Raw genomic sequence first — 12,362 nt, 5'->3', positions numbered from 1 at the left:
ATCGGTCGGGCCTTTTCTTATGGAGACCCCAATGGCGGATTATTTCACCCGTTTCTCGTGCCTGCTGGACGTTGGCACGCCCCAGAATGCCGCGCGCGCCTATGAGGCGTTTCTCGCACTGCGCAACGACGCCTATGCCAAGGCAGAAACGCTGTGTTGCGGTTTTGACCTGACGATCGAGAGCGATCCTTCCGGCTCACAACTCTGGATCCGCAGCGAAGACCACGGCGACCCCGAAGCGGTCACCCGCTTCGTGCTGAGCCTTGCGGAAGACCTCGATCTCACCGGCCTGTGGGGGTTCACCTATGCTGTGACCTGTTCCCGCTTGCGCCTCGACGCCTTCGGCGGTGGCGCGCATGCAATCGACCTTGGCGCGCGCAAATTGATTGGCTGGATCAGCACGCAAGACTGGTTGGCGGCCGCACTGAACGGGGAGGACCCCCATGCCTGAGGTGATTTGCACGACAGTCTACCAGTTCCCGGAACTCTCTGACGCCGCCAAGGACAAGGCGCGCAGCTGGTATCGCGAGTTGGGCCCACATGATGATTGGTGGGATGCGGTCTATGAGGATTTTGAGCAGGTCTGCGAGATTCTCGGCATTCGCCTCAAGACCACCCCTGTGCGCCTGATGGGCGGCGGCACGCGTCAAAAGCCCTGCATCTGGTTCTCCGGGTTTTGGAGCCAGGGCGATGGGGCCTGTCTGGAAGGATTTTACAGCCACGCCAAGGGCGCAGCCGCACGCATCCGCGCCTATGCGCCCCAGGACGCAACTTTGCACGGCATCGCCGACCGGCTGCAGGCCGTCCAGCGGCGGAATTTCTACCAGCTCGCCGCCGAGATCAGCCACCGAGGCCGCTACTACCACGAATACACCATGTCGGTGGACGTCACCCGCGACAGCCCGACCTGGCAGCCGCCGACCGAGGACGCCGAGGAAACCGTGGTTGAAGCAATCCGCGATCTGGCCCGTTGGTTCTATCGCCAGCTTCATGTTGAGTATGACCACCTCACCTCGGACGAGGCCATCGAGGAAGGGATCATCGCCAATGACTACACTTTCACTGAGACTGGGCGACGGTTTGGGTGAGCGGGCTTTCGTTGAATTTCTCTGACCGAACGCTTGTATTGTACGTCAAAATGGCGTACATGATGGATTGGCAAAACAGGAGGCGACCATGCTTGGTTTCCACGACACCACGCGCGCGATCGATGAGCGCAACGAGGCCCGGATGAATTTCCGGACGAAGCCGCGCATCAAGACTGCGATCCAGCAGGCGGCGGCGCTTTCTGGCGTCGACGATTCCGTCTTCACGATGAATGCCGCTTACCAGGCAGCGCTGGCAACGATCGCAGCGCATGAACGGACGGTGCTGCAGCCGGTCGATCATGAGGCGTTCTTCGCAGTGCTTGATGCGCCGGCGGCGCCGACTGAGGCCCTGCGCGCGGCCTTCCGTCGGCACAGCAAAACAGTTGTGTCGCAGTAAATGTCGGGCTCACGACCTGCTACCTATATCATTGAGCCGTTCGATCCTTCGAGGCATGATCGGGCGGCTTTTTCTTGCGGTGTCGAGCAAGTCGACAACTATTTTCAGAAGACCGCAAACAAGCTCGCCAAGGCAGATAACGTCCGCCTCTATGTTATGGTTGACCGAGACGGCACGGTCATCGGCTTCTATGCTCTGAATGCGCACGCGGTTGAGTTTACCGATCTTCCTGCAAAGTTTGCGCGGTCCCGGCCTTCGCATGGGAACATCCCCGCCGCCTATATCTCGATGATCGGGCGTGATCAGAAGTTCCACGGGGGCGGGTTTGGCGGCGATCTGCTTGTCGACGCCCTCCGGCGAATCGCCGTTGCGGCCGACGCCATTGGCGTCGCGGTCGTCATGCTTGATGTCCTTGACTGCGGTGATCCTGATCGCGTTGCGCGCCGCAGGGCACTTTACGAAGGCTACGGGTTCCAATCCTTGGCTTCGAACCCGCTCAGAATGTTCATGTCCGTCAGCAATGTTCGCAAGCTCATCGCTGGAGAGAACGACTTGTAGAAAAAGGACGCCGCGCTCACGGAGCTGGTGCGGCTCGGACAGGAGTTTGATCAAGGTTGAAGTCCTGACGACCCAATCTGCCACTCTACAGGTTGGCAAATACGATCGGTTTGTGAACCTATGGAGTGGCAAAAGCTCCGAATGCTCGCGCGGCGGTATCGTGCCACCCTCACCTGATCCCGTCGATCCATTTCGCCATCAGCCCCTTGTCGCGAAAGCATTCATTCGGGACGGCGCGGCGTTTGATGCGGGCGAGGCGTTCGGCGAAGGCGATCTGCTTCGGCGTTGCGGGCAGGGCGTAAGTGGTGCTGTCCATCGGGGCTCTCCCTTCATAGCTCGACCCTCAATATAGAACATAACAGGAACAAAAGCAAGCCACCTGCGCAGATCATGGGGTTCGAGAGGAAGAGGAGGGCCGGGGAGGGTCAGGCCTGAGGGTGCCCGAGAGAGGGTGTCCTGGCCTGATCCTGTCCCTCATTCCGGAGTTTCCCGATGACCCATCTCGCCCATTTTGCGACCGAGCGCGCACTTGCTTCTGTTGCCCCCATCCCGTCGCCCGATACGGCCGCTGCGATCTTGAGCGTGGCCGAGGCGCTGCAGCCCGATCTGGCGCAGGGCTTCCAGATCGACACGTTGCGCCTGCGCGTTGAGATGGAGCGCGCCTTTGGCGGCTCCGATGCGACCGGCGCCTGGGACTGGAAACTCGCCTATGAGGCGGGCGAGGTGGCGCTGGTCCTGTTTCTGCGGAAATTCGGCCGCGCGCTTCTGGCCCGTGCCGGCTCGCCTGCAGCACTCTTTCCCATCCTCGCCAAGGTGGCGGGCCTTTTGCCCACGCATACCCGCCGCTCGGAGGAGATGGAGCGGTTCCAGCAATTCAGCACACCCCTGCCCATGGGGCTGGCGGCTTTGGCTGCGGCACAGATCACGCCCCGCGATCTTGTGCTGGAGCCCTCGGCCGGGACCGGCCTTCTGGCGATCCTCGCCGAGATCGCAGGCGGCAGCGTGATGCTGAACGAGTTGGCTGACACCCGCGCCGATCTTCTGCGCCGCCTGTTCCCGGGCCGTCCGGTCACCCGTTTTGATGCCGCACAAATCGACGATCATCTGGACGCAGGCCTGCGCCCGAGCGTCATCCTGATGAACCCGCCCTTCTCGGCAGTGGCCAATGTCGACGCCCGCACCACCGAGGCGACAGCCCGGCATCTGCGCTCGGCCCTCGCGCGTCTGGCCCCCGGCGGACGGCTCGTCGCCATCACAGGTGCGGGTTTTGCGCCCGATACGCCCGCCTGGGCCGAAACCTTCGCCCGCCTGACCGAGTCTGCACATCTGGTCTTCACTGGTGCTGTGTCAGGTGCCGCCTTCGCCAAGCACGGCACCAGCTTCGAGACGCGCATTTCGGTCTTCGACAAATGTCGCGGTGGCGAGCCGGGCGGCATCACCGCCGATCTGGCGCGCCCGATATCGCCCGATGTCGCCAGCCTGCTCTCGCTGATCACCGTCCATGTCCCCCCGCGCCTCACGCTGGCGCAGGTCGTACCAGCCGGGCAGGGCCCCAGTTCCCCCTTCCCGGGAAATCCTGCCCGCACCACGCGCACGGCCATCAGCACATCGCGCGCCACGCCAGCAACACCCCCCACCAAAACGGCCGCGCAGATCGAGGCCACAGACCTCGCCTACACGCTGCGCGATGCGACCGAAGACGATGCCAGTGCGCGCCTGTCGGATGCCATTTATGAAACCTTCCGCCTGCAGGCGATCGACATCCCAGGAGCGGAACCGCACCCGACCAAGCTGGTGCAATCAGCGGCGATGGCCTCGGTCGCGCCTCCCAAACCCAGCTACCGCCCCAAGCTGCCCGCCGCCGTTCTGCACGACGGATTGCTTTCAGACGCCCAGCTCGAGACCGTGATCTACGCGGGCGAAGCGCATTCGGCGTATCTCGCCGGATCATGGTGCGTCGATGAAACCGGCGACATGGTCTCGGCTGCGCCCGATGATGCCGCTGACGCCATCCGCTTCCGCCGCGGGTTTTTCTTGGGCGATGGCACGGGCGCGGGCAAGGGCCGCCAGTCGGCCGGAATTGTTCTTGACAACTGGTGCTGCGGCCGGCGCAAGGCGCTCTGGATTTCCAAAAGCGACAAGCTGTTGGAGGATGCGCAGCGCGACTGGTCGGCCCTCGGGCAGGAGCGGCTGCTGGTCACGCCCCTGTCGCGCTTTGCGCAAGGCAAAGACATTCCGCTCACCGAGGGCATCCTCTTCACCACCTATGCGACGCTGCGCTCGGAAGAGCGGGGCGCCAAAAAGTCCCGCGTCGATCAGATCGTTGACTGGCTGGGGGCTGATTTCGACGGGGTGATCCTCTTTGACGAAAGCCATGCCATGGCGAATGCCGCAGGGTCCAAGGGCGAGCGCGGTGACACCGAGGCATCGCAGCAGGGCAGGGCGGGTCTGCGTCTGCAGCACAAGCTGCCCAATGCCCGCGTGGTCTATGTCTCTGCCACCGGCGCGACTTCGGTGCACAATTTGGCCTATGCGCAGCGGCTTGGCCTCTGGGGTGGGGAGGACTTTCCGTTTTCAACGCGGGCAGAATTCGTGCAAGCCATCGAGGCAGGCGGGGTTGCCGCGATGGAGGTCCTCGCCCGCGACCTGCGGTCCCTTGGCCTCTACACGGCCCGCTCTCTCTCCTATGACGGCGTCGAGTACGAGATGCTGGTTCATGCGCTGACGCCGGAGCAGCGGAGCATTTATGATGATTTCGCGACCGCGTTCAAAATTATCCATCAGAACTTGTCCGCTGCGATGGAGGCGGCCAACATCACTGGCCCGGCCAGCTCGACTGGTCCGACCAGTTCGACTGGCTCCAGCAGCACGCTGAACCGCCAGGCCAAGTCGGCCGCGCGCTCGGCGTTTGAATCCGCCAAGCAGCGCTTCTTCGGCCATCTGCTCACTTCCATGAAAACCCCCACCCTCATATCCTCCATCGAAGCCGATCTCGCAGCAGGCCATGCGTCGGTCATCCAGATCGTCTCGACCGGCGAGGCGCTGATGGAACGCCGCCTGTCAGACATCCCTACGGATGAGTGGAACGACATTCGCGTTGACATCACGCCGAGGGAGGCGTGCCTGGACTACCTCGCCCATTCCTTCCCGGTGCAGCTGTTTGAGCCTTTCACCGATAGCGAGGGCAACCTCTCCTCGCGCCCTGTCACGCGCGATGGCCAGCCGGTGGAATGTCGCGAGGCGGTGCGCCGCCGCGATGCGCTGATCGAGCATCTGGCATCGCTTCCGCCTGTGCCCGGCGCGCTGGATCAGATCGTCCAGCGCTTCGGCACCGATCTGGTGGCCGAGGTCACGGGCCGCTCGCGGCGCATCGTGCGCAAGGGCGAGGGTCACGCGGCGCGGCTCGTTGTGGAAAGCCGGGCAGGATCTGCCAACCTCGCGGAAACCGCAGCCTTTATGGATGACCAGAAGCGCATCCTGATCTTCTCGGACGCGGGCGGAACGGGACGCAGCTATCATGCCGATCTTGGCGCGAAAAACCAGCGCCTGCGGGTCCATTACCTCCTTGAGCCCGGCTGGAAGGCAGATGCAGCGATCCAGGGCCTTGGCCGCACCAACCGCACCAACCAGGCGCAGCCGCCACTGTTCCGCCCCGTCGCCACCGATGTGAAAGCAGAAAAACGGTTCCTGTCGACCATCGCGCGCCGTCTCGACACGCTCGGTGCCATCACGCGCGGTCAGCGCCAGACCGGTGGCCAGGGGTTGTTCCGGCCCGAGGACAACCTCGAGAGCCCCTATGCCCGCGACGCGCTCCGCCAGCTCTACCGCAAACTGCATCGCGGCGATGTGGCGGGGTGCTCGCTGGAGACGTTCGAGGATGCGACGGGCCTCAGCCTGACCGATGACAATGGCCTCAAGGACAATCTGCCCCCCATCACCACTTTCCTCAATCGCCTTCTGGCGCTGACAATCGACATGCAGGGCACTTTGTTCACCGCATTCGAAGAGCTTTTGGCGCAGCGCATCGAGGGCGCCATCGCCGCCGAGGTCTATGACCTTGGTCTCGAGACCCTGCGCGCAGAGAGCTTTCGGGTGACGGATGCACGGGTGATCTATACGCACCCCGGCTCTGGCGCGGAAACCCAGCTCCTGACCATCGCGCAAAAGCAGCGCAACACGCCGCTGTCGCTGGCCGACGCGCTGGATTGGCTCGAAGACCCCAAAGCGCGCCTTCTGGTCAACAGTCGCTCAAACCGCGCTGCGGTGCAGGTGCCCGCAACCAGCCTGATGCTGGATGACGGCACGATTGAGCCGCGGCTGAGGCTGATCCGCCCCACGGAATCCAGCACGGTCCCGGCCAAGATCATGGACGACACCCACTGGCTGGAAGCCGACCGCGCGGCGTTCACTGCCGCCTGGACCGCGGAACTGGCCGAGGTGCCGGAATTCTCGGAGACCACGCTGCATATCGTGGCAGGCCTTCTTCTGCCGATCTGGAAGCAGCTTCCTCAGGACGAAACCCGCGTCTACCGGCTGCAAACTGACGATGGGCAGCGTATCATCGGCCGCCGCGTCTCGCCCGCCTGGGTCGCAACCACGCTGGCGGACGATGCACCAAAACTGTCCGCGGCGCAGGTCCATGCCCTCATTCTGGAGGGCAAGACCGTGGTGCGCCTCTCGGAGGGGATGGAGTTGCACCGCTCGCGCGTCATGGGCGTCAACCGGATCGAACTTTCCGGTTTCTCCGAGGCCGCCAAGGACCGGCTCAAGGCCGATGGGTTCTTCTCGGAAATCATCGCCTGGAAGCTGCGGCTCTTTTGCCCGACGGATCCGCGCGGGATTGCGGTGCTGGAGCAGCTGCTTGCGCGCCTGCCTGTGGCTGGCCTACATGCACGCAATGGTTGAAAAAGATGTGGTGCATGTCGGTTGAAACAGAAAATCTTCTGCGCGAACTTGCGCAAAACGCTGAAAGCGTATGTCGTCATTACCTTCCCGCCGGACGGCGGGAAGGGTCTTACTGGATGGTGGGCGATCTGCAGAACAGCCCCGGCCGGTCGCTTTTTGTGCGGCTGACCGGGCCAAGCTCGGGGCCGGGGGCGCGCGGAAAATGGAGTGATTCCGCCACGTCGGAATATGGGGATCTGCTGGACATCATCCGTGCACGCACGGGGATCACGCGGTTTCCCGAGCTTCTGGACGAGGCCCGCGCGCATCTTGGCCGCCCAATGCCGGTGATGCCGGATGCGCCAGGCCCTCGAAAACCCAAACCCCCCGGGGGCACACTAGGGGCGGCGGCGCGTCTGTTTGCAGCCTCGGTGCCGGTCGCAGGCACGCTTGCCGACAGCTATCTGCGCGCCCGGGGCCTCACCCAAGGCGGCATGATGAGTGCCCTTCGCTTCCACCCGAAGTGCTGGCATCGCGATGAGGGCCAGACCCGGAGCCTCCCCAGACCGGCGCTGATCGCGGCGGTCACCGATGGGGCAGGGGCCTTGCAGGGTTTGCATCGCACCTGGTTAGCACCTGACGGTCAGGGAAAGGCGGCGGTCAAAACGCAGCGGCGGGCGATGGGTCACCTTCTGGGCAATGCCGTCAGGCTGACCCCGCATGACAACATCCTCGTGGTTGGCGAGGGCATTGAGACCATGTTGTCGCTCACGCAAGCGGTCCCCGGCCTTCCTGTCTGGGCGGCGCTCTCATCGGGTCACCTCGGGGCTGTCCTGCTGCCGAAGGAGGTGCAGCGCCTCTATATCGCCATCGACCGCGATCCTGCGGGTGCGCGCGCGGCAGAGCGGTTGAGCGCCAGAGCAACCGAGGTCGGGGTTGCTGTTCGGGTGCTGGAACCGCGTCTCGGGGATTTCAACGATGATCTCCGAGCGAACGGCGCGGAGGCGCTGCGCCAGCATCTGGCAGGGCAGATCGGGCCCCAGGATCGGCAGCGCCTGTTCGGCTGAGCCGCATCGCGCAGGGGTCGGTCGGGGATGGCGGGGCAGGGGTCACGGATCCCTGTCGCGGCTCTGGACCATCGCTTTGCCTCTTCCCGGGTGAATCTTATCCCCCCGACACCCGCACGGCCTTCTCAGAGATGGGCGTGCTGCCGTCAAAGGGTCCGCCCCCTCAAGGGCGGCAGGCAGGCTATTTCCGCCGCGGGATAAATCCCGCTTTGCATCGCGAAACAAATAGCCCGCCTGCCGCCCTCCTCCACATGCGTTTCGGCCCCGAAGAGGGGGTGAAGGGGCGTCCGCCATGACGGCTCAGAGCTGCCCATGAAGGCCGCGCGGGATGTCGCGCGGACGAGACAAGCCCGGAGGCAAGAAACAGATGACGATCCAGACCCATGAGGATGCCTATGACCCCGCCCAGACCGTATCCCAGACCGCCCATGCGCTCGAAGAGCTGCAGCTCTATGGCTACCGACCCTTTGAAGACGAGCCCGATCCGCGCCCGATGCCGGATGCCGATCACCTGCGCCGCGCCGCTGCCGATATCTTCGATGCCCTCGTCGCGACCCTCGAAGACACCCGCATGGAACCCGACCTCGAAGAAGTCCTCTGGGGCCAGGTCAACCTCTTCCACCGCGCCACGGCGAGGGTCGAGCGGTCGCTCGATGAGAACGAACAGGCGCAGCGCCGCCTCCAGCGCGAGCAGGACGGCTCCGAGGTGAAATCCACCGAACTTGAGCGCCTGATGGCCGAAGGGCTGACGCTTGTCGAGCGACGCAACTGCATGGACATGATGCGCGATCACGCCGCCACCGAGTTTGTCCATCACACGGGATCCGCCTGGCGCCCCCGCACGGGATCGATGGTGAACCGCCAGCACATGACCGCAGCGCTCATTGACAGCCGCGACTTCCTGGCCGCCAAGCGCCGGGCAGAGACTGAGGTGATGCTGCCCGCAGGCCCCAAGGTTGCCCTCACCGGTGGCAGCGATTTCAACGATCACCGCCTGATCTGGGGCAAGCTCGATCAGGTCCGGACCAAACATCCCGACATGGTCCTTCTGCACGGGGGAAGCCCGAAGGGCGCAGAGCTCATCGCCGCCAAATGGGCCGAGGCCCGAGGTGTCACGCAGGTGGCCTTCAAACCTGACTGGACCAAGCATGCCAAGGCCGCGCCCTTCAAGCGCAACGACGCCATGCTGGACGTCCTGCCAGTAGGCGTCCTCGTCTTCCCGGGCAATGGCATCCAGGAGAACCTCGCCGATAAGGCCCGCAAGCTGGGCATCCCGGTCATGAAGTTTGAGAAGGGGGCGTGAGCCCCTTTCCTCTCACGGGGACATCACAGCGGCGGACATCACGGTGGAAGCAAGCGCTTTCCCCTGATATCATGGCACAAACCCCGCGCCCGGATTGCGACATGTTTGATACTGTCAGCCAACTGGAAATCTTCCCGACCGACCTGCAGATGCGCCGGGTCGATGCTGCGCGCAACATGCGGCGATTTTACCGCATGAGCATCCAGCCCGACCTGTTCGGCGGTGCCAGCCTTGTGCGCGAATGGGGCCGGATCGGATATCGTGGTCAGATGATGATCGAGCCGCACGCCGATGAAGGGCAGGCCGTGACCGCGCTGATGAAACTCGCGCGCGTGAAGCAGCGGCGGGGATATGCGTGACCTGCGTGGTGCCGCCTGTGCCTTGGCATGTTGCGCGCGTGCGCGCTGTGCGCATCGCAGGGTGACGTTTGACCCACCCGAGATGTTGCAGCCGCGCTGAAATTTGTATTCGCAGGGTTTTTGGTCAATAGTGGCGGGTGCCGACGTACCGTAGGGGAGGGTCGGCGACATGCGAGGATAGCATCATGGCCAAGAAACCCGAGATCAAGAAGCTCAAGAAAGAAGTCAAATCGCGCAAGGCAAAAGTCGCCAAGCAGGAAGCCAAGCTGAAAACCGCCCGCAAGGCCCTCAAGAAAGCCTCCTGAGACGGCTTTGCAACAAGATGCGCGCATCTGGCGGGGGTTTTGCAAGGAGCAATGATAGCGGCTGTCGACCGCCAGCGTTCACGCAAGATCTGTCTGCGCGAAATCATTGCCCTTGTAGATCAGCTTGAGCCGATAGGCCCGGGCGCAGGCATAGGCAAAGCAATCGCCGAAATTCAGATCGGCGGGATGTCCGACGATCTTGCCATATTCCGCCGCGGCTTGAATCGCGCCATCCCCGATGCTGCCCGTGATATGGATATCCCGCGCGGATAATTCTTCCACGAAATCCTTAACCAGCCCGGCACAGGCGTCCATCAACGCGCGCGATGGCCTTGCCTGCGCGCCGGAGCGCGAGCGCGCAAGGCTGACACTCGCCTCAAACCGCGCCATCGGCGATGTGTAAAGCTGGCCTTCATGATCGCCCATGCGGCGCACCATATCCTCATACCCTGCCTCGCGGTTCAGGACCGCCACGATCGCGGAGGCGTCGATGAACATCAGCGCGCGTCCCACATCTCATCTGTGAAGCGCTTCATGTCGAAATCAGGATCGGGGGGCCCCAGCTCATCCGCGCGATGCAGCAGCGGGGCCAGCCGGTCGAGCAGCGGCTTGCGTGCCTGCTCGACGGCAAGCTGCGCCGTCAGCGCCATGCGCACAGCCTCCGTCTTGGTCTTCGCGCCGCTCAGTTTCATGAAGCGCGTCGCGAGATCATCGACCTTGTCATCCCGGATGTAGAGCGGCATTGTCTGTCTCTCACTGATGACCGGCGCATATCCGATGACGCGCCTGCAATGATCATATGTATATCCCAATGTGCATATTCAAGCAATGCGTATAGGGATATCCCATTGCGGCGGGACGGAGCTTGTGACTGGCGGCTGTGCGGAGAGGGTGTGTGAAAACTCGACTATTTTTGGAAAAACCGGTCGTTCTCGCCGTATGGGCGTGTTTTTAGTCGTGCGAAGTATTTGGTCCGTCTCGGGGGGCCACGAGGGCGGCGGGAGCATCTGAGGATGGTTTCTGTGTTTTCGGGAGCGGATTTTGAGCAATCAAGGCCATTTACGCCTTCATCGCCGCGATCATCGCCGGAATGCCCATGATGTTCATGACACGGGTCATGTTATAGGCCAGCACATGCAGCGCCATTTCCGTCGCCACCTTTTTCAGGGTCCGCATTTTGAAATGCGTAGCACCCATCCATGATTTAATCGTGCCGTAGGGGTGCTCTACCGTCATGCTTCGGACAGCCAATTGGCCCGGGTCGGCATCCAGCCGCGCCTGAACGCGCTCAAGGACAGCCTCGTGTTCCCACCGGCGCACGCGGCGTTCCTTGCCGGTCGTGCATTTGTCCTTGATGACGCAATCAGCACATGCGCCCGACCAGTATGATCTGATGGCTTTGTCGTCTTGTTGACTGGTAAATCTGTAAATCAAATCCTCGCCCGCTGGGCAGATGTAGACATCCTTTGCGGCGTCATACGCGAAGTCTGCCTTGTCAAACTGGCCGCGCGCACCGGAATTTGATGTCATGGGTTTGGGAACGACAACCGAGATGCCAGCCTCTTCGCTGACGACGATTTCCTCCCCCTTGTAGTAGCCTTTGTCCGCGATTGCCGTGAGTTGATCTGTCGTCATTTCATCGCCCGCGGCTACCGCCATCATCGATAAAGCGTCCCGATCAAACCCAAGCATGGTGACTTCATGTGCGACGATCAGATGGTGATCGGCTTCGACAGCGGTCTGAACATTGTAGCCGACAATGCGCGGCATGCGCGCTGTTGTTGCCATTGATCTGGCGTCAGGGTCGCTGAGCGAGACCTGGCTTTCACCAGTCTCATCCATGCGCTGTTCAATTGATCGGTAGCGGACCGCCTCTTTTTTCAGATGTTCCAGCTTTCTCAGGGTGCGTTCCATGCGGGCCTCTGGCAGCACAGTGCCCGTCTGCTCAAACACCGCATCAGCACGATCCAACTCGCCCAGATAACGCTCGATTGCTTTATCAATCTCATCGAGCTTCTGGCGCAGCTTGCCGCGCGTGTAATTCTTGGCCTTGGAGTTCAGCGCTTTAAAGCGGCTGCCATCAATCGCGACAACATCGCCGTCGAGCAAACCCATGTTGCGGCATAGGGCAACAAATTGCTGGCAGGTTTTGCGGATCGCAGGCCCGTTATCCTTACGAAAATCAGCAATCGTCTTGAAATCCGGCTTCAACCGACCGGTCAGCCAAATGAGTTCCAGGTTCCGACCGCATTCTCGTTCCAGCCGCCGTGATGACTGGATCTGGTTCAAATACCCGTAAAGATAAATCCGCAGCAACAGCCCAGGATGATAGCCTGGCCGACCGGTCGGCGATGGCTGGCCCCATCGGAAGGTTTCTTCGTAAAACCACGCTAAGGAAGAA

The 12,362-nt window shown here is 62.5% G+C and carries 11 protein-coding genes and 1 pseudogene; 7 read left to right on the top strand and 5 right to left on the bottom strand.

All coding sequences use genetic code 11. From position 1 onward, the window contains the following. The first annotated feature begins 31 nt into the window (after positions 1-31). The 3 genes from BD293_RS19305 to BD293_RS19295 all read left to right on the top strand — a co-directional run bounded on the left by BD293_RS19305 (position 32) and on the right by BD293_RS19295 (position 1,485). Positions 32-451 (top strand): hypothetical protein, encoded by a 420-nt coding sequence (locus BD293_RS19305; RefSeq protein WP_142085125.1) that lies wholly within the window; start codon positions 32-34, stop codon positions 449-451. Further along, a complete protein-coding gene (locus BD293_RS19300; RefSeq protein ID WP_142085123.1) occupies positions 444-1,088 on the top strand; it encodes an antitoxin of toxin-antitoxin stability system in 645 nt (214 codons plus the stop codon). The genes BD293_RS19305 and BD293_RS19300 overlap by 8 nt, the downstream gene beginning before the upstream one ends. Before the next feature lie 88 nt (positions 1,089-1,176). After that, positions 1,177-1,485 (top strand): type II toxin-antitoxin system TacA family antitoxin, encoded by a 309-nt coding sequence (locus BD293_RS19295; RefSeq protein WP_142085088.1) that lies wholly within the window; start codon positions 1,177-1,179, stop codon positions 1,483-1,485. Between the two features lie 9 nt (positions 1,486-1,494). Here BD293_RS19295 and BD293_RS22830 read toward each other — a convergent pair whose 3' ends face one another. Both BD293_RS22830 and BD293_RS22825 read right to left on the bottom strand, forming a co-directional pair. Continuing rightward, the gene (locus BD293_RS22830) at positions 1,495-2,097 is read right to left on the bottom strand and encodes a hypothetical protein (protein ID WP_170207233.1); all 603 of its coding nucleotides are present in this window, start codon (positions 2,095-2,097) and stop codon (positions 1,495-1,497) included. Between the two features lie 115 nt (positions 2,098-2,212). Beyond that, positions 2,213-2,359, bottom strand: coding sequence for a hypothetical protein (locus tag BD293_RS22825; RefSeq protein WP_170207234.1), 147 nt, complete (start codon positions 2,357-2,359; stop codon positions 2,213-2,215). 176 nt (positions 2,360-2,535) lie between these two features. On the opposite strand from BD293_RS22825, the gene BD293_RS19285 reads away from it, so the two are divergent. From BD293_RS19285 to BD293_RS19270, 4 genes are all read left to right on the top strand, one after another. Then, on the top strand, positions 2,536-6,948 hold the full coding sequence (locus BD293_RS19285) for a strawberry notch family protein (protein ID WP_142085121.1): 4,413 nt from the start codon (positions 2,536-2,538) through the stop codon (positions 6,946-6,948). A 14-nt stretch (positions 6,949-6,962) separates the two neighbouring features. After that, the gene (locus tag BD293_RS19280; protein ID WP_142085119.1) at positions 6,963-7,994 is read left to right on the top strand and encodes a DUF7146 domain-containing protein; all 1,032 of its coding nucleotides are present in this window, start codon (positions 6,963-6,965) and stop codon (positions 7,992-7,994) included. A gap of 367 nt (positions 7,995-8,361) precedes the next feature. Beyond that, positions 8,362-9,297, top strand: coding sequence for a DUF2493 domain-containing protein (locus BD293_RS19275; RefSeq protein ID WP_142085117.1), 936 nt, complete (start codon positions 8,362-8,364; stop codon positions 9,295-9,297). A 101-nt stretch (positions 9,298-9,398) separates the two neighbouring features. After that, on the top strand, positions 9,399-9,656 hold the full coding sequence (locus BD293_RS19270; RefSeq protein WP_142085116.1) for a WGR domain-containing protein: 258 nt from the start codon (positions 9,399-9,401) through the stop codon (positions 9,654-9,656). Between the two features lie 383 nt (positions 9,657-10,039). Here BD293_RS19270 and BD293_RS19265 read toward each other — a convergent pair whose 3' ends face one another. From BD293_RS19265 to BD293_RS19255, 3 genes and pseudogenes are all read right to left on the bottom strand, one after another. Beyond that, entirely contained in the window at positions 10,040-10,459 is a 420-nt protein-coding gene (locus BD293_RS19265; protein ID WP_142085114.1) for a type II toxin-antitoxin system VapC family toxin, read from the bottom strand. Beyond that, positions 10,459-10,704 carry a type II toxin-antitoxin system VapB family antitoxin gene (locus tag BD293_RS19260; protein WP_142085112.1) on the bottom strand — a complete coding sequence of 82 codons (246 nt, stop codon included), beginning with the start codon at positions 10,702-10,704 and terminating at the stop codon, positions 10,459-10,461. The genes BD293_RS19265 and BD293_RS19260 overlap by 1 nt, the downstream gene beginning before the upstream one ends. A gap of 316 nt (positions 10,705-11,020) precedes the next feature. After that, positions 11,021-12,316: pseudogene (locus tag BD293_RS19255) on the bottom strand (IS1182 family transposase); the annotation flags it as partial. Positions 12,317-12,362 lie beyond the last annotated feature (46 nt).

The organism is Roseinatronobacter monicus, assembly GCF_006716865.1.
Classification (GTDB): Bacteria; Pseudomonadota; Alphaproteobacteria; order Rhodobacterales; family Rhodobacteraceae; genus Roseinatronobacter; species Roseinatronobacter monicus.
The sequence above is the reverse complement of the archived record's forward strand: the minus strand, read 5'-3'. Positions and strand labels throughout refer to the sequence as shown.